The organism is Streptomyces sp. NPDC032822 (genome assembly GCF_055578825.1).
On sequence record NZ_JBVIOL010000002.1, the window covers coordinates 409,210 to 430,854 of the forward strand.

5 protein-coding genes and 2 pseudogenes are annotated in these 21,645 nt (G+C 74.5%); all 7 read right to left on the reverse strand.

The window, feature by feature from the left end; genetic code table 11:
• Position 1: 1 nt before the first annotated feature.
• The 7 genes and pseudogenes from ACZ5VD_RS07525 to ACZ5VD_RS07555 all read right to left on the reverse strand — a co-directional run bounded on the left by ACZ5VD_RS07525 (position 2) and on the right by ACZ5VD_RS07555 (position 21,165).
• A complete protein-coding gene (locus tag ACZ5VD_RS07525; RefSeq protein WP_468548334.1) occupies positions 2-214 on the reverse strand; it encodes an MbtH family protein in 213 nt (70 codons plus the stop codon).
• The gene (locus ACZ5VD_RS07530) at positions 211-4,164 is read right to left on the reverse strand and encodes an amino acid adenylation domain-containing protein (RefSeq protein ID WP_468681342.1); all 3,954 of its coding nucleotides are present in this window, start codon (positions 4,162-4,164) and stop codon (positions 211-213) included. Before ACZ5VD_RS07530 ends, ACZ5VD_RS07525 begins: the two co-directional genes overlap by 4 nt.
• A gap of 29 nt (positions 4,165-4,193) precedes the next feature.
• On the reverse strand, positions 4,194-5,624 hold the full coding sequence (locus ACZ5VD_RS07535) for a condensation domain-containing protein (RefSeq protein ID WP_468681668.1): 1,431 nt from the start codon (positions 5,622-5,624) through the stop codon (positions 4,194-4,196).
• Positions 5,625-5,708: 84 nt separating this feature from the next.
• A pseudogene (locus tag ACZ5VD_RS07540) lies at positions 5,709-5,981 on the reverse strand (phosphopantetheine-binding protein); the annotation flags it as partial.
• Positions 5,970-11,939, reverse strand: a pseudogene (locus ACZ5VD_RS07545) (amino acid adenylation domain-containing protein); the annotation flags it as partial. The pseudogenes ACZ5VD_RS07540 and ACZ5VD_RS07545, both read right to left, overlap by 12 nt.
• Positions 11,936-19,792, reverse strand: a complete 7,857-nt coding sequence (locus tag ACZ5VD_RS07550) for an amino acid adenylation domain-containing protein (RefSeq protein WP_468548332.1) — start codon at positions 19,790-19,792, stop codon at positions 11,936-11,938. The gene ACZ5VD_RS07550 and the pseudogene ACZ5VD_RS07545, both read right to left, overlap by 4 nt.
• On the reverse strand, positions 19,789-21,165 hold the full coding sequence (locus tag ACZ5VD_RS07555; RefSeq protein ID WP_468548331.1) for a cysteate synthase: 1,377 nt from the start codon (positions 21,163-21,165) through the stop codon (positions 19,789-19,791). The genes ACZ5VD_RS07550 and ACZ5VD_RS07555 overlap by 4 nt, the downstream gene beginning before the upstream one ends.
• Positions 21,166-21,645 lie beyond the last annotated feature (480 nt).

Here is a 21,645-nt window from a genome sequence, read left to right on the forward strand (position 1 = left end):
GTTACTCGCCCATGGCCCGGATCAGGCTGTTGGGGCGCATGTCGGTCCAGTGCTCGTCGACGTACGCCACACAGTCCTGACGGCTGGCGCGGCCGTGAACGGCGGTCCAGCCGGCCGGGATCTCGGCGAAGGCGGGCCACAGCGAGTGCTGGCCCTCGTCGTTGACCAGGACGTAGTGCTCAAGGGTGTCGTCGTCGAACGGGTTGACGCTCATGCGGAGTTGCTCCTGTCGGGTGCGGAGTCGGCGGTGGTGCCGGGGGTGATGTCGGTGGTGGTGCGCAGGGCCCGGGCGAGGACGGGGCCGATCCGGTCCAGTGCCGCCGGACGGGTCATCTCGCCGTGTGTGCAGGGGACTTGGTGGTGGCGGATGCGGCCCGTGACGTACGGCCGCCAGGTGTCGGGCCGCTCCGGGTGGGCGTCGGGGTCCTCCGAGGCGCTGAAGAGCAGCAGGTCGCCCCGGTAGGTGGCGGGGGTGAACTGGTCGAGCAGGCGGCGGTTGTTGGCCGTCACCTCGACGAGGGCGGCGAGTTCGGCGTCGTCGAGGCTGCCCGGCAGGTCGGGCACGGCGCGCACGCGTTCCGCGAACCGGGCGTGGGTCAGCTCCTCGGACGGTGCCGGTTCCTCCCTGCCCAGGATGGCGAGGAGGCCGCGCAGCACGGCCGTCCGGTCGGTGGGGTGCGGCCCCTGGTCGGTCCACGCGCCGGGGAACGAGTCGAGCAGGGCGAGCAGTTCGACCCGCTCCCCCGCCGTCTGGAGTGCGGTGGCGACGCCGTGGGCGACGAGGCCGCCCATGGAGTAGCCGAGCAGGTGGTACGGGCCCCGGGGCTGGATCTCGCGGATCCGTTCCGTGTGCTCGGTGACGGCCTCGGTGAGGGTGGCCGAGGGTGCCGCTCCCGGGACCAGCCCGCGGGACTGGAGTCCGTACAGGGGCCGGTCCGGGTCGAGGTGGCGGGTGAGTCCGGCGAAGCCCCAGGCCAGCCCGGAGGCCGGCGGGAGGCAGAAGAGGGGCTCGCGGTCGCCTCGGGCGCGCAGCGGCAGGACGACGTCCAGGGCGGCGGCGCCGGTGGTCGCGGGCCGTCCGGTCAGGCGCCGGGCCAGTGCGGCCACGGTCGGCGTCTCGAAGACGGCCCGGACGGGCAGTTCGGCGTCGAACTCCGTTCGGATCCGGGTGGTCAGCCGGGGTGTCAGCAGGGAGTGTCCACCGAGGTCGAAGAAGCTGTCGTGGACGCCGACGCGGCGGGGTTCGAGGCCGAGGACGTCGGCGAAGAGCGCCCGGAGTCGTTCCTCGGGGCCGGTGCGTGGCGTGCCGCCCGTCCCGTGGGCGGGTGCGCCGGGTGCGGGCAGGGCCGCCCGGTCCAGTTTGCCGCTGACGGTGAGCGGCAGGGCGTCCAGGACGACGATCGCGGTGGGGACCATGTGGGCGGGCAGGGTCCGGGCGAGGTGGGTCCGCAGCAGGGTGGGCTCGGCGGCCGTCACGGCGTAGGCGACGAGCTGCCGCTCGCCGCGCCGGTCCTCGTGTACCGCGACGGCCGCCCGTACGACGTCCGGGTGGGCCGCCAACACGGTCTCGATCTCGCCGAGCTCGATGCGGAAGCCGCGGATCTTCACCTGCTGGTCGGCCCGGCCGAGGAAGCGCAGCGTTCCGTCGAAGCCGCGTACCGCCAGGTCGCCGGTCCGGTACATCCGCTCCCCGGGCCCGCCGAACGGGTCGGCCACGAACCGCTGCCCGGTCTGGCCGGGCCTGCCGAGGTAGCCGCGGGCCGGACCGCCGCCGGCGAGGTAGATCTCCCCCGGCATGCCGTCGGGGACGGGCCGCAGTGCCTGGTCGAGGAGGTGCAGGCGGTTGCGGGCGAGCGGGCGGCCGAGCGGCGGCGGGCCCTCCTTGCCGTACGGGTCGGTGTCCGACTGCCACGCGGTCGCGTAGACGGTCGCCTCGGTGGGCCCGTAGAAGTTGATGATCCGGGCGCCTGGGAAGGCGGTTTCGAGTGCGGCGAGGAGCTGCTCGGGGATCGGCTCGCCGCCCAGCGCGACCACCTGGGGCGAGAGACCGGGGCGGTCGGCGACGACGGTGGCCAGGACCGACGGCACCCCGCTGATCAGACTCGCGTCCCGGCCGGCGCCGCCGGTGAGCGCCAGCAGGTTGTCGGCGATCTCGACGCGGCCACCGCACAGCAGCGGCGAGAAGATCTCGAACACGGACACGTCGAAGTTGAGCGAGGTGGTGAACAGAACCGCGGCCAGCCGCCCGGGGCCGAGCGCGGTGTGCGTCCACTCGACGAACTCGACGATGCTCCCGTGGGTCTCGGCCACACCCTTGGGGCGTCCGGTGGAGCCGGAGGTGTAGGTGACACAGGCGAGGTTCGCGGGCGTCAACTGTGCTGCGGCCAGAGGCTTCTGATGCCCGGCCACCTCATGGTCCACCTCGTCGGGGTCGAGGACGGATGTGCCCTCGGGCAGGGTCGCAGCCGTCCGCGCGGCGGCGAGGACGACGACCGGCCGGGCGTCCTCGACGAGGTGGGCGAGACGGTCGCGCGGGTAGGCGGGGTCCAGCGGCAGATAGGCGGCCCCGGACTTCAGGACGCCGAGGACGGCGGCGACCAGGTCCGCGGTGCGCGGCAGCGCGATGCCGACCACGCGCTCGGGTCCGGCACCGCGGGCCACCAGCCGACGGGCCAACCGGTCGGCCCTGTCGTCCAGTTCGCGGTACGTCAGCGAGGTGTCGTGGTGCCGGACGGCCTCGGCGTCCGGGGTGGCGGCCACCTGGGCCGCCCACAGGTCGGTGAGGGTGCGGGTCGCCGGGGCGGGCATGTCCCGGGGATGTTCGGGACGGGGTGCCAACCCGACGCGCCCGAGGGGGAGTTCGGGGTCCATCGCCATGGTGCACAGCAGCCGTACGAGACGGTCGAGCGTCGCCTCGGCCCAGGCCGCGTCGAAGAGGTCGGGGCGGTAGGCCAGCCGGAAGCGCGGGCGGGGTCCCGGGAGGGCCACCAGGGTCACCGGATAGTGGGTGGCGTCCCGGCCGCCCGTTCCGGCGATCCGCAGGCCCTCGCCGGGGTCCGTCGCCCGTTCGTCCACGGGGTAGTTCTCGAACACGACGAGGGTGTCGAAGAGTTCGGGGATCCCGGCCGCCCGCTGGATGTCGGCGAGGCCCAGGTGATGGTGGTCCAGGAGCCGGACGTATCCCTCCTGGACCCGGCGCAGCAGCCCGCTCAGCGGTTCGTCGGGACGCAGTCGGACCCGGGTGGGGACGGTGTTGATGAACAGGCCGACCATGGCCTCGACGCCGGGCAGTTCGGCCGGGCGGCCTGAGACGGTGGCGCCGAAGACGACGTCGTCGCGTCCCGTCGTACGGCTGAGGAGGATCGCCCAGGCGGACTGGACGAGGGTGTTGACGGTGACGCCGAGCCGCCGGGCCAGGGTGGTCAGGGCCGTGCCGGTCTCGGTGGACAACTCGGTGCGGGCCTGGGCGAGTTCGCCCGAGCTGCGACCGTCGGCGGTGGGCGGGGCGAGCCGGGTCGGCTCCGCCGTCCCGGCGAGCGCGTCCCGCCAGGCGGCTTCGGCGGCGGTGCGGTCGCGGCGGCCCAGCCAGTCCAGGAAGGTGCGGTAGGGCGGGGCCGGCGGGAGGGCGGCAAGGTCGCCGCCGGTGTCGTACAGGGCGAGGAGTTCACGCAGCAGGACGGAGACCGACCAGCCGTCGAGCAGGATGTGGTGGTGGGTGATCAGGAGCCGGTGGCGTTGTTCTCCGGTGCGGGCCAGGGTGCAGCGGAGCAGGGGCGGGGTGGCCGGGTCGAAGCCGCGGTGGAGGTCCTCGTCCAGGAGGCGGGCCCATTCCGTCTCGGTGTCGTGGCCCGGCCCGGTGAGGTCCGTCTCGGTCCACGGGAGCGTGGCCCTGCGGGGCACGACCTGCACGGGCTGGCCGCCGCGCCGGCGCCGGAAGGCCGCGCGGAGGGTCGGGTGACGGTCCAGCAGTGCCTGGGCCGCGGCCCGCAGCCGGCCGGCGTCCACGGCGCCGTCGAGGTCGAAGACGAGCTGGACCAGGTAGACGTCCCGGGCGTCCTGCTCGTGCTCGTACACGGCGTGGAAGAGCAGGCCCTCCTGGAGCGGGGTCAGGGGCAGGATGTCGACCGGGGCGGGCTTCGCCGGTTCTGTCGGCTGTGCGGTCATGGGGTGTCTCACCGTCTGTTTCGGGGGCGCTAGCCGTCGAGGCCGGCGGCGAGTTCGTCGAGTTCGTCCTGGGAGAGCTCGTCCGGGGCGAGTCCGTGCCGGGCCGCTCCGTTCCGGGGCACGGCCGTCGGGGGTGTGGCGTCGTCCGCGCGCCGGACGAGAGCGGTGAGTGCGGCGAACCAGGCGTCGGCCAGGGCCCGTACCTCCGTCTCGGTGAGCACGCCGTCGGGCCACGACCAGTCGGCGACGAGGCGGGGGCCGGTGTCGGAGTCGTGGACGACCGCGTTGAGGTCGAGGGTGTGGGCGGCGCCGAGACCGGGGTCGGTGCCGCTGCCGAGCGACCCGGACTCCGGAGCGAAGGCCCACTCGGCGGCGTGGTCGGGGGCGGTGAACCGGCCCAGGTAGTTGAAGCCGATCGCGGGGGCCGGGTGGGCGGCCAGATCGGGCGCCGCGGCAGGGTCGAGATACCGCAGGAGCCCGAACCCGATGCCCCGGTCGGGCAGTTCGCGCAGCCGCTCCCCGACGCGCCGGGCCGCGGTCTCGGCGGCGGGCCCCGCGGCCAGGGCGTCGGCGAGGTCCAGGCCCGTCAGATCGAGGTGCACCGGGTAGAGGGAGGTGAACCAGCCGACCGTGCGGGACAGGTCGAGGCCGGGCGTGATGTCCTCGCGGCCGTGTCCCTCGACGTCGAGGAGGACGTGTTCGGTGGCCTGCCGCTCGGCGACGGCGAGTGCGAGACCGGTGAGCAGGACGTCCTGCGTGCCGATGCCGAACGCGGACGGGACGGTGGTGAGCAGCGGCCCGGTCGTCCCGGGCGGGAGGGTGAGGCGGAGGGAGCGCAGGGTGGCCGCGGTGTCCCGGGCGGGGTCGAGCGGGCGGGCGCCCAGCGGGGTGCGCGGGGCGCCGAGCATCCGGCGCCACAGCTCGGCCTCGGCGGCTCGCGCGGGCCTGCGGGCCTCTTCGGCGAGCAGGCCGGCCCAGCGGCGGAACGACGTGCCGACCGGCGGGAGCTTCGGGGTGCGGCCCTCGGCGAGTGCCGTCCAGGCGGCTTCCAGGTCGGGCAGGAGGATCCGCCAGGACACTCCGTCCACGGCCAGGTGGTGGACGACGAGCAGCAGCCGCCCGGCCCGGTCGGGTCCGGCGTCGAACCAGACGGCACGCATCATCGCGCCGGCCGCCGGATCGAGCAGGTCCAGCACCCGCTCGGACTCCTCGGCGACGGCCGCGGCCAGTTCCCCGGTCCCGGAGACGTCCCGGCGGTCGAGCAGGTCCTCGGCGCGCACCCGCTCGGCCACGTCCAGTTCGCCGGCCGGGGTGAGCCGGGCGCGGAGCATCGCGTGATGGTCGACGAGTACCTGCAGGGCGCCGGTCAGACGGCCCGTTCCGGCACCCGCGGGAACGGTCAGCAACACGGACTGGCTGACCCGCCCGACCGGTCCGCCGCGTTCGAGCAGCCACCGCATCACGGGGGTGAGCGGCAGCGTCCCGACGCTGTCGGCCGTGCCGCCCGCCGTGCCCACCGGTCCTCGCGCGACAGCGGCGAGCCCTGCCACGGTCTGTTGCTCGAACACATCCCGAGGGCTGATCACCACCCCGGCCTCCGCCGCCCGGCTCACCAGCCGGATCGACGCGATGCTGTCCCCGCCGAGTGCGAAGAACCCCTGGTCCAGAGGGACTTCGGCCAGCTTCAGGAGATCCCGGAAGAGACCGGCGAGGACCCGTTCGGCCTCCGTCCCGGGGGTGGGGGCGCCCGTCGTCGGGGGCTGCGCGGGGGCGGGCAGGGAGGCGCGGTCGAGCTTGGCGTGCGGGGTCAGCGGCAGGGCGTCGAGGACGACGAGTGCCGACGGCACCATGTAGTCCGGCAGTGTCTCCTCGGCGTGGGCGCGCAGGGCCGCCGGGTCGGGGGTGCGGCGGGGGTCGGCCGGGACGACGTAGCCGACCAGGCGGCGCCGACCGGGTTCGTCCTCCCGTACGACGACGGCGGCGCGGGCGACGTCCGGGTGCCGGGTCAGTACGGCCTCGATCTCACCGGGTTCGACGCGGAAGCCGCGGATCTTCACCTGGTCGTCGGCCCGGCCGACGTACTCCAGTTCGCCGTCGGCCGACCACCGCGTCAAGTCACCCGTGCGGTAGAGCCGTTCGCCCGGCGGGCCGAAGGGGTCGGCCACGAAGCGCCCGGCCGTCAGCCCGGGGCGTCCCAGGTAGCCGCGTGCCACCCCGGCGCCGCCGAGGTACAGCTCGCCCACCGCGCCGGGCGGCACCGGTCGCAGCCAGGCGTCCAGGACATGGGCCCGGGTGCCGGTCACGGGCCGGCCGACGGGCGGGGCCTGGTCGCCCGCGAGGGGCACGCTGATGGTCGCGCACACCGTCGACTCGGTGGGCCCGTACGCGTTGGCCATCCGCCGGCCCGGCGCCCACCGGGCGACCAGCTCGCCGGGGCACGCCTCCGCGCCGACGATCAGGGTGCGCAGCTCGGGGAGGTCCCGGGCGGGGAGCGTGGCCAGAGCGGCGGGCGGGATCAGGGCGTGGGTGATCCCGCCGTCCCGCACCTCCCGTTCGAGGGTCTCGCCGACGAGGGGTCCGGTCTCCGTGGGCACGACCAGTGTCCCGCCGGAGGCGAACGCCATCAGCAGCTCCATCACCGAGGCGTCGAAGCCGGGCGCGGAGAACTGGAGTACCCGGGAGCCCGGGCCGAGTCCGAAGCGCTCGGTCTGGGTGCGGGCCAGAGCGGCGAGACCGCGGTTCTCGACGACGACACCCTTCGGTGTGCCCGTGGAGCCGGAGGTGTGGATGACGTACGCGGCCTGGTGCGGGTGGTGGGCCGGCGACCCGTCCGCGGGCAGCTCGCCCGGCACACCGTCGCCGTCGTCGGTCACTTCACGGATCACGTACGCCGGCCGGGCGTCGCCCAGCAGGAAGTCGACGCGTTCGCGGGGCAGTCCGGGGTCCACCGGCAGGAAGGCCGCGCCGGCCAGCGCGATGGCCAGCACGGCGACGATCCGGTCGGCGGACCTCGGCATCAGGACCGCCACCAACTCGCCGGGCCGCACGCCCTTTCCGGCGAGCGTCCGGGCCAACCGCTCCGCGTGCGCTTCGAGTTCGGCGTACGACAGCGTCTCTTCGGCGTATGCCAGCGCGGGGGCGTGCGGGGTGCGGCGGGCCTGGTCCCGGAACAGTGCGGCGAGGGAGGCCGGGGGCACTTCGTCGGGTCCGGCGTTCCAGTCGGCGAGACGTTCGTGTTCCTCCTCGTCGAGGAGGTCGAGGTCGGCGAGGCGCCGGTCGGGGGCGGCGGCGACGGTGTCCAGGAGGCGGACGAGCCTGCGGGTGAGCCGCTCGGCGGTGCCGGGGTCGAACAGGTCGGTGCTGTACTCGGCGACGCCGTCGATGCCCGCCGGGGAGCCGTCGGCGTGGCGGTGCTCGGTCAGGTAGAGGGAGAGGTCGAAGCGGGCGGTGCCGGTCCCGACGGGCTCGCGGGTGACGTGCAGGCCGGGCAGGGCGAGGCCGGGTTCGGTGGTGTGGCCGGTGAACGCGAGCATGACCTGGAAGAGGGGGTGGCGGGCGAGGGTGCGTTGGGGGCTGATCGCGTCCACGAGGAGGTCGAACGGGACGTCCTGGTGGGCGTAGGCGGCGAGGTCGAAGTCCCTGACCCGGTGCAGGAGTTCGCGGAAGGTGGGGTTGCCGGAGGTGTCGGTGCGCAGGGTGAGGCTGTTGACGAAGAAGCCGACGAGGTCGTCGAGCCGGCCGTCGGTCCGCCCGGCGACCGGAGTGCCGACGGGGATGTCGGTGCCGGAGCCGAGCCGGGTCAGCAGGGCGGCGAGTCCGGCCTGGAGCACCATGAAGAGGGTGACGCGGGAGGAGGAGGCCAGGCCGGTGAGCGCGGTGTGCAGGTCCGCGTCGAGCGCGAGGGCGGCCCGGTCGCCGCGTCCGCTGGGTTCGGCGGGCCGGGGCCGGTCGGCGGGGAGCGGCAGCTCCTCGGGGGCACCGCTCAACGCCTCCTTCCAGAAGGCGATCTGACGGGCCATCACGGCATCGGGGTCGTCGTCCGCGCCCAGCAGCTCGCGCTGGTGGCACGCGAAGTCGGCGTACTGGAGGGACAGCGGAGCCCAGTCCGGCGCCCCTCCCGCCGACCGGGCCGTGTAGGCCGACTCCAGGTCGCGCATCAGCGGTGCCATGGACCAGCCGTCCACGGCGATGTGGTGGGCGAGCAGCAGCAGGACGTGGGTGTCGGCGTCGAGCGTGTGGAGGGTGGCGCGCAGGGGGAGGTCCCCGGCCAGGTCGAACCGGGCGCCCGCGGCGGCGGTGAGCAGGCCGGGCAGCTCGGCCTCGGAGGTCCGGACGGTCACCAGGGGCGGTCGTGCCTCCTCCGGAGGCAGGATCCGCTGGTACGGGGTGCCCTGGACGTCCGGGTAGAGCGTGCGCAGCGGCTCGTGCCGGGCGACGACGTCCCCGAGGGCCGCCGCCAGGACGTCCGGGTCCAGGGGGCCGGTCAGGCGCAGGGCCCAGGGCACGGTGTAGCCGGTGTGCCCGCCGTCGAGCCGGCTCATGAACCACAGGCGCCGCTGGGCGTACGACAGCGGCAGCGGGTCGGGGCGCGGGGCCCGGCCGATCGGCTCGGGGCGGGGCGCGTCCGGCGTTCCGTCCGTCCGGGCCGCCAGGGCGGCGGGGGTGGGTGTCTCGAAGACCGCGCGGACGGGGAGCGCGGTGCCGAGCGTGCCTCTGATCCGGTCGGCGAGCCGCATGGCGAGCAGGGAGTCGCCGCCGAGGTCGAAGAAGCCGTCGTCGGTGCCCACGCGGTGGGCGTCGAGGCCGAGGACGTCGGCGAAGAGACCGCACAGGATCTCCTCCCGCGCGGTGCGGGGCGTACGGCCTCTCGTGGTGCCGGCGTCGGGTGCGGGCAGGGCGGCGCGGTCCAGTTTGCCGTTGGCGGTCAGCGGCATCCGCTCCAGGACGACGACGGCCGAGGGCACCATGTGGTCCGGCAGGGTCCGGGCCGCGTGCCGCCGCAGCTCCGTTCCGGAGGGCGGGCGGGAGGGGTCGGCCGGGACGACGTACCCGGTCAGTCGCCCGTCCCGGACCAGGACGGCCGTCCGCGCCGCCTCGGGGTGGGCGGCGAGGGCCGCCTCGATCTCGCCGGGTTCGACGCGGAAGCCGCGGATCTTCACCTGGTCGTCCGCCCGGCCCGCGTACTCCAGCTCGCCGTCGGCCGACCTGCGGGCCAGGTCCCCGGTGCGGTACATCCGCGCGCCGGGCGCCCCGAAGGGGTCGGCGACGAACCGTCCCGACGTCAGGGCCGGCCGTCCCAGATAGCCGCGGGCCAGGCCCGCTCCGGCCACGTAGAGCTCGCCGGTCACGCCCGGGGGCACGAGTCGCAGGCCGCCGTCCAGGACGTGGGCGCGCAGGTCGGGGAGGGGGTGGCCGATGCCGGTCGACGGGCCGTCGGTCAGCGGGAGGCCGGTGACGTGGACGGTGGTCTCCGTGATGCCGTACATGTTCACCAGGACGGGGCCGTCCTGCGGGTGGCGGGTGAACCACTCGGCGACCTGGGCGGGGTCGAGGGCCTCGCCGCCGAAGACGACGTACCTGAGCGCCAGGTCGCCGGGGACGCCGGCCCGCAGCAGCTCTCCGAACGCGGAGGGCGTCTGGTTCAGCACCGTGACCCGTTCGCGGGCGAGCAACTGGAGGAACTCGGCCGGTTCGCGGCTCAACGCGAACGGCACGACCACGAGGGTGCCGCCGTGCAGCAGCGCGCCCCACAGTTCCCAGACCGAGAAGTCGAAGGCGTAGGAGTGGAAGAGCGTCCACACGTCGTCCGGGCCGAAGTCGAACCAGTGCCGGGTCCCTTCGAACAGCCGGACCACGTTGCGGTGCGGTACGGCGACGCCCTTCGGCCGTCCCGTGGAGCCGGAGGTGTAGATGACGTAGGCGAGGTGATCACCCGTCAGACGCGGTGCTGGCAGGGGTACTTCCGCCGGTGGTTCCTCGCCGAGGAGGACGACGGGGACCTCGGTGTCGGGCAGCCCCGGTACGGCGTCCTCGGTGGTCAGCAGGAGCACCGGAGCCGCGTCGGTGAGCATGAACGACAGGCGCTCCGCCGGGTATTCGGGGTCCATCGGCACGTACGCGGCGCCCGTCCTGAGGACGGCGAGTACGGCCACCACCAGTTCCGGGGAGCGCGGCAGGGCGAGGGCGACCAGTCGCTCCGGTCCCGCACCGCGGGCCGCGAGCAGTCGTGCCAGGCGGTCCGCCCGGGCGTCCAGTTCGGCGTACGTGAGCCGGGTGCCGTCGTGCACCACGGCGGTGGCGTCGGGAGTGCGGGCGGCCTGGCGGGCGAAGAGACCGGGGAGGGTGGCCGTCGGCCCGCCCTCGGGGGAGGTCTCCCCGAGCAGCCGCTCCCGCTCCCCCGGCAGCAGCACCTCCACCTCACGGACACGGCGCGCGGGGTCGGCGACCAGGGCTTCGAGGGTGACCGCGAAGCGGTCCAGGAGCACGCGGGCGCCCGTCTCGTCGTACCGGTCGGGCCGGTAGCCGAGGCGCAGGGCGAGGCGGTGGCCGGGCAGGACGGAGAGGGTGAGGGGGTAGTGGGTGGCGTCGCGGCCGGTGAGCTGGGTGACACGGCTCGCGCCGGGGCCGGTCGAGCCCGGGTAGCTCTCGAAGGCGAGCAGGGTGTCGAAGAGTTCGCCGCCGGGGCCGGTACGGGGGCCGGCGCCGGAGCGGGTGCGGGGGTCGGAGCCGGAGCGGGTGCGGGGGTCGGAGCCGGTGTCCGCCGCGCGTCGGATGTCGGCGAGGCCCAGATGCTGGTGCGGCAGCAGGGCCGCCTGCCGGGCCTGGAGGGCGGTGAGGAGCTCCGCGACCGTGCCGTCGTCGTCCCAACGCACCCGTGCGGGCACGGTGTTGATGCAGAAGCCGACCATGGAGGTGACATGGGCCAGCTCGGGCGGGCGGACGGTGACGGTCTGGCCGTGGACGACGTCGGTGCGGCCGGTCAGCCGGCCGAGCAGGACACCCCAGGCGCCCTGGACCAGGGTGTTGAGGGTGATGCCGAGGGAGCGGGCCGTCGTGTCGGCGGCGCGGCTCAGTTCCTCGGGGAGTTCGACGACGAGTTCGTCCGGCAGGAGGGTGGTGGCGGTGCCGGTCGTGGCGGGGGCCAGCAGGGTGGGTTCCCCCGCGTCGGACAGAGCGTCGCGCCAGGAATCCTCGGCGGCGGTGCGGTCCTGCCGGGCCAGCCAGGCCAGGTAGTCGCGGTAGGCGGGCGGCGGGGGCAGCGTGGTGGGGTGCTCACCGGCGTACAGGGCGCTGAACTCGCGGACGAGCAGCTGCTTCGACCAGCCGTCGAGGAGGATGTGGTGGTTGGTGACGACCAGGCGGTGCCGGTCGCGGCTCCAGTGGACCAGCAGGTACCTGAGGAGCGGCGGCTTCGCGAGGTCGAAGCGGCGGGTGCGCTCCTCGTCGAGCAGCCGCTCCCACTCCTTGTCCCGCTCGTCCTCCCCGAGAGTGGACAGGTCGGCCTCGGCCCACGGCAGTTCGACGTCCGTGGGCACGATCTGCACCGGAGGTCCGGTCTCCCTGCGGCGGAAGCAGGCGCGCAGGTTGGGATGCCGGTCGAGCAGGGCCTGTCCGGCGGCGCGCACGGCCGCCGGGTCGAGCGGGTCCGCCAGTTCCAGGATCTGCTGGGCGGCGTAGACGTCGGGTGAGCGCTCGTCGTCGTACAGGGCGTGGAAGAGCAGGCCCTCCTGCAACGGGGACAGGGGCAGGATGTCGGCGATTGCGGACCTCGTCACCGTGTGGTACCTCCACTCGCTCCGAACTCGGCTTCGAGTTCGTCGATCTCTGCTTGGGACAGGGACACCAGGGCCAGGTCGGACGGGGTGTGTCCGCCTGCCGGGGTGCCGTCGGCCTGGGCGGCCAGTTCCGCGCGCCACAGGTCGGCCAGCGCGCGGACGTCGTTCTCGGACCAGATGCCGGGGGCCCAGGACCAGGTGACCTCCAGGCGGCCGTCGGCGGTGGTGACGGCGGTGATCTCCAGCCCGTGGGCGGCGGGCGTGGCGGGGTCGTGGACCACTCCGAGGTGCGGCGGCGTCTCCGGCGCCACGGACCAGTCGGTCTCCGCCGGACGGGCCGCGCGGCCCAGGTAGTTGAAGCCGACCGGCGGGGCCGGAAGGGCGGCGAGGACCGGGCCGGTCTCGGGGTTGAGGTGGCGGAGCAGACCGTGTCCGATGCCGTGGTCGGGCACGGCCCGCAACTGCTCCTTGACGCTCTTCAGGACGTCGGCCGGGTCGTCGAGGTCGACTCCGGCGAGGTCGAGGCGGGCCGGGACGACGCTGGTGAACCAACCCACCGTGCGCGACAGGTCGACGCCCTCGGCGATCTCCTCCCGGCCGTGCCGCTCGATGTCGAGGAGCAGCGCCGGGTGTCGCCGCCACCGGGTGAACGCGGCGGCCAGCGCGGCCAGCAGCACGTCCTCCGGGCCCGCGTGGAAGGCGGCGGGGACGGTGGTGAGCAGGTCGGCGGTGATCTCGGCCGGGAGGTCGCGGGTGAGGTGACGCATCGCGCCGACGACGTCCCGCCGCGGGTCGAGGACACCGGGCCGCGGATCGGGAGTGCCTGGACCGGGGGAACCGGGCAGCGGACCGGGTGATGCCGACATGCCCTGCCATACGGCGAGTTCGGCGACCCGTGCCGGGGTGCGCGCCTCGCGTTCCAGCAGGCGGGCCCAGTGCCGGAAGGACGTGCCCGGCACGGACGGTTCCTCCTCCCGCCAGGCGGCGGCGAGATCGGAGCGGAGGATGCTCCAGGAGACCCCGTCCACGGCCAGGTGATGAACCGTCAGCAGCAGTCGTCCGGGACGTTCCGGTCCGGCGTCGAACCAGACCGCGCGCACCACCTCACCCTCGTCCGGATTCAGTGGGCCCGGCGTGAGCACGTGCGTGAGGTCCTCGACCCGCTCGAAGGGAACCTCGACACCGCCGGGTGGCGGCACGACCGCGGCCCAGTCGCCAGGGCGTGCGGTACCCGAAACCCTCATCCGGAGTACGTCGTGGCGGTCCACGAGCACCTTCAGTGCCGCCCTGAGCCGCTTCTCCTCGGCCCCCGCGGGGGTGACCAGCAGGACCGACTGACTGAACGCACCGATGGGGCCGCCCCGTTCGCGCAGCCGGTGCAAGGCAGGGGTGAGCGGCAGTGCGCCGACGGCCGGTTCCTGACGCCGGGCCCGGTCGGGTGCGGGCCGGTTCGCCGCCAGTGCGGCGAGCGCGGCGACGGTCCGCTGTTCGAACACGTCACGCGGGGTGAGTCGCAGCCCCTCGGCGAGAGCGCGGCTCACGAGGTGGATGGAGGTGATGCTGTCACCGCCGAGGTCGAAGAACCCGTCGTCGGTGCCCACTTCGGCGATGCCGAGCACCTCGGCGAACAGCGCCCGCAGCGCCTTCTCCTGCGGGGTGCGAGCCGCGCCGTGCGTGCCGGACGGGTCCCCGCCGGTACCGGACGGGTGCCGGCCGGCGTCCGGTGCGGGGAGGGCCGCGCGGTCCAGTTTGCCGTTGGGTGTCATCGGCAGCGCGTCGAGGACGACGAGCGACTCGGGAACCATGTGGGCGGGCAACTGCCGGGTGGCATGCGCGAGCAGGGCGGGACGGTCGGCCTCGGCGGCCCCGACGACATACCCGACCAGGCGGCGTACGCCGGCCCGGTCCTCGCGTACGACCACCGCGGCCTGCGCGACGGAGCCGTACGCGGTGAGGACACCCTCCACCTCGCCCGGCTCGATCCGCAGCCCCCTGATCTTGAGCTGCCCGTCGGCCCGCCCGCGCAGCTCCAGCGTGCCGTCGGCGCGGCGCACGGCCAGGTCGCCGGTACGGTACATGCGCCCCGCGCCGGGTGCCCCCGTGCCGGACGGACCGAACGGGTCGGCGACGAACCGTTCGGCGGTCAGGCCGGGCCGGTTCCGGTAGCCGCGGGCCACATGGTCGCCGGCCACATACAACTCGCCCTCCACACCCACCGGTACGGGGTTCAGCCGGGCGTCCAGGACGTAGGCCCGGGTGTTCCACATGGGGCGGCCGATGGGGACGGGCCCGGTCGGGAGGTCGTCGCCCGGCTCGATGCGGTGGTCGGTGCAGCCGACGGTCAGTTCGGTGGGGCCGTAGTGGTTGACCAGGCGGACGTCCGGGTGGTCGCGGCGCCAGGCCCGCAGCGCCTCACCGACCAGCGCCTCGCCGCCGAGCATGAACTCCTCGGTGGGCGAGAGGTCGTGGGGCAGGGCGGGCAGCAGCGGGAGGTGGCTCGGGGTGGCCTTGAGGAAGGTGCAGCCGCCGGACAGCGGGGTGGCGCCCGCCTCGTGGAAGGCGGCGATGTGGACCCGTCCTCCGGCCGCCAGGGCCCCGTGCAGGGTGGTGACCGTGGCGTCGAAGGAGAGGGTGGCGTGCAGCAGGGAGGTGCCCCGCAGACTCGGGTACGCCTCGACACAACGGGCCACATAGGTGGTGAGGTTGCGGTGCTCGACCACCACGCCCTTGGGACGGCCGGTGGTGCCGGAGGTGTAGATCAGATAGGCCGCGTCGGCGGGGCGGGCCGGGGTGAGGGGCGCCTCCGGGTCGGCCGGGGACGCGTCCGGGCGTACGACGGGGACGCCTGTGTCGGGACGTCGGAGGGAGGGGACCGCGTCGGGCCGGTCCGGTGTGGTCGGGTCGTGGTCCCCAGTGATCAGGCACACGGGAGCCGCGTCGGAGAGCAGGTGGGCCGTGTGCTCGGCGGGATGCTCCGGGTCGAGGGGCAGATAGGCGGCGCCCGCCTTGAGGACGGCGAGCACGGCGACCGCCAGGTCCGCCGAGCGTGGCAGCGAGAGGGCGACGATCCGGCCGGGACCCGCGCCGTACGAGGTGAGGGCGCGCGCCAACCGGTCGGCGGAGGCGTTGAGTTGGCGGTAGGTGAGGGAGGCCTCCGCGTCCGACACCGCGACGGCGTCGGGGGTCCTGGCGGCCTGCTCCTCGAACATCCGGGTGAAGGTGGTGTCCGGCACCTCGTGTGCGGTGTCGTTGAACTCGACGAGCAGCCGGTGGCGTTCCTCCGGTGCGAGGAGGTCGAGCGTGCCGATCGGCCGGTCCGGGGTGTCCACGGCGGCCCGCAGCAGGCGTTCCAGACGGGCCGTCAGTTCCTCGGCCGTGTGCCGGTCGAAGAGGTCTGCGCTGTACTGGAGGATGCCGTCGATGCCGTCCGGGGTGCCGTCGGGTGCGCGGTGCTCCCCCAGGTTGAAGGTGAGGTCGATCTTGGTGGTGCCGGTCTCCACGGGCCGTGTCCGTGCGGTGAGGCCGGGGAGGTCGAGGTGGGGGCCGATGGTGGGGCGGAAGGCGAGCATCACCTGGAAGAGGGGGTGCCGGGCGAGGGAGCGGGGCGGGTTGAGCGCCTCGACCAGGTGCTCGAACGGCAGGTCCTGGTGGGCGTAGGCCGCCAGGTCGGCCTCCCGGGCCCGGCCGAGCAGGTCCCGGAAGGTGGGGTCGCCGGAGGTGTCGGTGCGCAGCACGAGGGTGTTGACGAAGCAGCCGACCAGGGCGTCGAGGGCCTCGTCGGCGCGGCCCGCGACCGGTGTGCCGAGCGGGATGTCGGTGCCCGCGCCCAGCCGGGTGAGCAGGGCGGCGAGCCCCGCCTGGACGACCATGAACACGGTCGCGCCGCTCTCGGTGGCGAGTTCGCGCAGCCTCCGGTGCAGGGCGGCGTCCAGCCGGACCGGGATGTCGCCGCCCCGGTGGGTGGCGCGGGCGGGCCGTGGACGGTCGGCGGGGAGGGCGAGTTCGTCGGGCAGCCCGGCCAGCACCCCTCGCCAGTGGTCGAGTTGCCGCTCGCGGTCGTGCCCGAGGAGGTCGTGCTGCCAGGCGGAGTAGTCGGTGTACTGGACGGGCAGCGGCTCGAACTCGGCCTCCCGGCCTGCGAGTCGGGCCCGGTAGGCGGTCGCCAGATCACGGAGGAGGGGGTCCAGCGACCAGCCGTCAGCGGCGATGTGGTGCAGGACGAGGAGGAGGACGTGATCCTCGGAGCCCGTTCCCTGCCCCGCGGGGCCGATGTCCCGTCCCTCGCACCGCGCTCCACGGCCCTCGGCCCCTGCCGCATGGCCCGCGCGGCCCTGGACATGGCCCTCGGGGTCCATGACGAGCAGGTGGGCACGGATCGGCGGATCCTCCGCCAGATCGAACCCCTCCCCGGCCAACTCCACCACTCGTTCGTCCAGTTCGGCCTCCGTGACGTGCTCGACCCGTACCTCGGGCCGTACACCGTCCAGGAGTCGCCGGCCCGGGATGCCGTCGGTGTCCGGGTACACGGTCCGCAGGATCTCGTGCCGGACGACCAGGTCGGCCAGGGCGGCACGCAGGGCGTCCGCGTCGAGCGGGCCGCCGGTCAACCGGGTCGCGAGGGGGATGTGGTAGGCGGCCCCGGCCGGGGCCGAGTCCTCTTGCAGCCGGTGCAGGAACCACAGCCGGCGCTGGGCGGACGACAGCGGAGCCTCGGCCCCGGCGCCCCGCGCCACCGGCCGCGGGACGACAGGGCGTACGGCCGTCCCCGCACCGGTGAGCCGGGCCAGCCCGGCCGGGGTGGGGGCCTGGAAGACGTCCCGCAGGGCCAGCTCGGTGCCGAGGGCCGTGCGGACCCGGCCGAGGAGTCGCAGGGCGAGCAGGGAGTGGCCGCCGAGGGCGAAGAAGCCGTCGCCGGGGCCGACCTCCGGCAGGCCCAGCACGTCGGCGAACAGGGCGCACAGGAGTTCCTCGTGCGGAGTGCGCGCGGCCCTTCCCGTCACGGTCACCTGCGTCGGCGGGGCGGGCAGCGCGGCCCGGTCGAGTTTGCCGTTGGCCGTCAGCGGCAGCCGGTCCAGGGCGACGATCGCGGAGGGCACCATGAACTCGGGCAGGAGTCCGGCGAGATGGTCCCGCAGGGCGTCGGGGGCGGGGGCCGTGCCGTCGGCCGGGACCACATAGGCGATCAGTCGCCGGTCGCGGTCCTCGCGGATCAGGGCGACCGCCTGGGCGACCTCGGGGTGGGCGGCGAGGACGGTCTCGATCTCGCCGGGTTCGATACGGAAGCCGCGCAGTTTCACCTGGCCGTCGGCGCGGCCGTGGAACTCCAGTTCGCCGTCCGGTGTGCGGCGGGCGCGGTCGCCGGTGCGGTACATCCGCGCCCCGGGCGGGCCGTAGGGGTCGGCGGCGAACCGCTCGGCGGTCGCTCCGGGGCGGCCGAGGTAGCCGCGGGCCACGCCGGGCCCGGAGACGTAGAGTTCGCCGACCGTGCCCGGCGGCACCGGCTGGAGGGCCCCGTCGAGGACATGGGCGCGCATCCCGTCGAGGGGCCGGCCGATGGGCAGCGGGTCCGGGACGGGCGAACCGGCGGGACAGGGGCGGCTGGTGGCGAAGGTGGTCGTCTCGGTGGGGCCGTACCCGTCGGTGACGGTCAGCTCCGGGCAGGCCGCGAGGACCCGGCGGACGGCGGGGGCGGGTACGGCCTCACCGCCGGTCCACACCTGGCGCAGCCCGGCGAAGCAGCCCGGTTCCTCCTCCGCGGCGAGCCTGAAGAGGCCCGCGGTGAGCCACAGCGCGGTCAGTCCATGACGTGCCGTCAGGCGCCGTACGGCGGCGGCGTCCACGTCCTCCGCCGGGCCCGCCACCACGGCCGTGCCACCGTTCAGCAACGGCACCCACATCTCGTACGTGGAGGCGTCGAACGCGGTCGGCGAGTGGACCAGGACGCGCGCGTGGGCGCCGCCGCCGAACGCCGGGTCGGTGGCGAGGGCGGTGATGTCCCGGTGGGTGACGGCGACGCCCTTCGGTGTGCCGGTGGAGCCGGAGGTGTGGCTGACATAGGCCAGTTGGGCGGGGTGCACGGGTACGGCGGGGTCGGTGTCCGGCCCGGTGTCGAGCGCGGGGTCGGCGTCGGTGACGACGACGGGGCCGTCGTAGGACCCCTTCGCCGTCTCGGCGAGCGCGAGGTCCGTCAGCAGGGCCGCCGCGTGTGTCTCGGCGAGGATCCGCCGGGTGCGGGCCGCCGGGGCGCGCGGGTCGAGGCCGACGTACGCGGCGCCCGCCTTGAGGATGCCGAGGAGTGTGCCGACCAGGTCGTCGGAGCGGTTCATCAGGACCGCGACCCGGTCCTCGGGCCGGACCCCGAGGGCGAGCAGCCGGTGCGCGATCCGGTTGGCGCGGGCGTTCAACTCGCGGTAGGTGAGGGTGTGTTCGCCGTGCACGAGGGCCGTCGCCGCCGGGGTCGCGGCGGCCCGGTCCGCGAAGAGCCCGGGGACGGTCGCCTCGGCCTCGCGGACGGGCACGGCGACCTCCGGCCGTTCCTCGGGCGAGGTCAGTGCGATGCGGCCGACCGGCGTCCCGTCGTCGGTCGCGGCGGCGGCGAACCGCTCCAGGAAGCGCACGAAACGCCGGTGGTGGTCGGTGAGTTCGGGGTCCTTGTAGTGCGCGGGGCTCGCGTCGAGGTCCACCCGGACCCCGGCGCCGTCCGCGCGGTCGTACACGTTGACGGCGAGATCCTCGACCGGTCCCGTGGACAGGTTGTGTCGGGTCGTCGGATGTCCCGCGAACCGCAACTCCGGCCCGAACGCCATGATGTTGACGACGGGGCCGAAGAACCGCCGCCCGTCCCCCGGCCAGTCCAGGTCCCGGCGCAGGTCCTCGCCGCGCAGGCACTGGTGCGCCAGCAGGTCGCGGGTGGCGGCGGCGGTCTGCCGTACGAGGTCGCGGGCGGCGGTGTCGGGGCGTACGGACAGCCGCAGCGGAAGCACGTTGGACGCCATGCCCGGGGTGGTGAGGGCTCTCTCGCTCTCGCGGGCGGTGACGGCGAGGCCGAGGACGACGTCCCGGGCTCCGGTGAGTCGGTGCAGGTGGGCGGCGGTCGCCGCGAGGACCACGCGCGACCAGCGGGTGCCGGCGTGCCCGGCGGCCGTGTGCACCAAGTCCCCGGCCGCTGCGGTGAGATGACCGGTGCGGCGCAGGAACCGGCCGGCGACCTGCGGCGGGCGGCCGGACAGGCTCACGGGGTCGGGACGGTCCGCGAGGAGGTGTGTCCAGTACGCACGGTCCGAGGTGTGCCGGGCGCTCGCGCGGTAGGCCGTGTCCTCGGCGACGAGTGGGGCCAGGGGTGCCGGTGGCGGGCTGTGGGGCGTGCCCGCGACGAGCGCGGTGTAGGCGTCGGCGACCCGCCGGGCCAGGAGTGAGCAGCTGTAGCCGTCGACGGCGATGTGGTGGTAGCGCTGGTACCAGATCCAGTGGGTGTCCGTGAGCTTCAGCAGGGCGTAACGGAACAGCGGGGCCCGGTCGAGCGCGAACGGCGTGGCGAAGTCGGCTGTCCGCCACGCGGCGGCGGCGGACCGGGGATCGGCCTCGCCCGTGAGGTCGACGACCGGCAACTCCCAGGCGGGGTCGGGCTCGACGAGCTGGCGGACGTGGTCGTCGTCGGCCGTGAATCGGGCTCGGAGGGTCTCGGTGGCGGCCACGACCTGCCCTGCCGCCGCCCGGAACAGCTCGGGGTCGACGGGCCCGTGGATCTCGGTGTACTCGCCCACGTTGTAGGCGGGACCGGCGGGGTCGAGGCGCTGCCCGAACCACATCGAGCGCTGGGCGGCGGACGGGTCCAGGACCCGGGGCACGCTCATCGGCCGGCCTCCGCCACTACGGACACGGTGGGACCAGCGGGTGCGACCGGAGCAGTTGGGGCGGCAGGCGAGGCAGGAGCAGTGGGTGTGGCGGGAGCAGCGACACCGGTCAGGTGCCGCGCCACGCGCTCGGCGACGATCCGCGGCCCCTCCGCACCGCCGGGCCAGGGCAGCCGCAGCCAGGGCTCGGCGGGCACGAGCGCGAGGTCGCGGGCCTGGCGGACGCGGCCACCGCCGGTGACGTTGAGGAGCACCAGTTCGTCGCGCCGGATCCGTCCGGCCCGGACCGCCTCGGCCAGGGCGGCGAGGGCGACTCCGGCGCCCGGTTCGATGTCGACGCCCTCGACCTCCTCGAACAGCGTCATCGCGGCGCGCGCGGTCTCGTTGTCGGTGCACAGGACGTCGCCGCCGCTCTCGGAGAGCACGTCACGGACGCCGCCGCGGACGGTGAACGGCGGTCGCCGGTTGGTGAGTTCGCGGGCCAGCGGCTCGTGCTCGCGGTGCGCCGGGGGCGCGCCGGTACATCGCCAGGCGTCGTACAGGGGCGCGAAGGGCGCGTTCTGGCACATCAGCAGGCGGGGCAGCGGCTCGCCGTCCCGGCGGAGGCGGCGCGCCGCCTCATGGGCGCCGATGGCCCCCGTCCCGCTGCCGACCGCCTGCACATAGGTCTCCGGAAGGCGTCCGAGGGTCTCCGCGGCGGCCAGCATGACGGTGCCCAGGCCGTCGCGGCGGCCGACGTTGCGCGAGCCGCCCTCGGCGTGGTGACCGGGGAGCCTGGCGAGCAGGTCGGCGCAGGCGATGGTGTCGCTGTAGGTGGCGGCACCGTCGAGGACGACGAGCCGTACGCAGGGGTCGAGCGGGGCGGGGAAGCGCATCCGCTCCAACGCCGTGGCGGGCACCACCAGCAGACAGGGCACCCGGTGCCGGGTCGCGGCCCAGGCGAAGGCGGCGGCGGTGTTGCCCGCCGAGGGGATCACCAGGACCGGCGGCGCGGCGGGCAGTCGCCCGAGCACGGTGTACGCCTCCAGGTCCTTGAACGTACAGGTGGGCAGCAGCGCGCCGCGTTCCGGCCAGTGGCCGTTGAAGGCGATCCACAGCCGGTCGAGGCCGATCCGGCGGCCCAGCCGCTCCGCCGGCTGGACGACCGGCCCGGGCACGTCCGGGAAGGTGCGGGCCACGGGGAGCATCGGGGCGTACCGGAACAGCCCGGAGCCCTCGCCGGTGTGCGTTCCGCTTCCGTCGTACTCGGTGTGCAGGAATGCCGGCTCGTGCCCACGGGAGCAGTCGAGCAGGAGACCGTCGTCCTCGTGACGGGTTCCGCATGAGGAACAGACAATCGTGTAGTGACGTGTTCCCGGGCGTACTCGGGACATGGTCCTCGCCTTTCGCAGTGCCGCATTCCGCTGATCCATTGGAACCGGGCCTTGGAGGCGGGAAGGTGACATGCGAATTACCGCTGAGCGACGCACAGTTGACACATGTGGATCTTTCCGTCAGGCGGAAGTGTCTGTTGGAGTGTTCAGTTCCACTTCATCTGCGCGTATCCGGCGGGCGGTTGAGAAAGCAGGGGATCCGTAGATCATCCGAGGCGTACGAGCCATGACGAAAGGCTGGCGGAATGATGGTTGATACGCCGATGAACACCGTCGCGGAGAAACGGGTGGGACCTTCGCACTGGCTCCCTTCCCATGTTCCGGTTTCCTTTCTGTCATCGAATGGCAAAGAGAGTGAACTCGACTCCACGGAAGGGCATGCGGCAGGTCCTGTGAACGGGTCTGCGGACCGGCGGCCGGAGAGTCCGGAACCCCGCACGTACGCCGAGCCGCCCGCCGCGTCCCTGCTGCGGGCCTATC

Bases quoted from the DNA above. Each gene is read 5' to 3' on its own strand.
- ACZ5VD_RS07530 (WP_468681342.1), bottom strand. From the start codon at position 4,164: ATGACCGCACAGCCGACAGAACCGGCGAAGCCCGCCCCGGTCGACATC.
- ACZ5VD_RS07525 (WP_468548334.1), bottom strand. From the start codon at position 214: ATGAGCGTCAACCCGTTCGACGACGACACCCTTGAGCACTACGTCCTG.
- ACZ5VD_RS07555 (WP_468548331.1), bottom strand. From the start codon at position 21,165: ATGTCCCGAGTACGCCCGGGAACACGTCACTACACGATTGTCTGTTCC.
- ACZ5VD_RS07550 (WP_468548332.1), bottom strand. From the start codon at position 19,792: ATGAGCGTGCCCCGGGTCCTGGACCCGTCCGCCGCCCAGCGCTCGATG.
- ACZ5VD_RS07535 (WP_468681668.1), bottom strand. From the start codon at position 5,624: ATGCGGTGGCTGCTCGAACGCGGCGGACCGGTCGGGCGGGTCAGCCAG.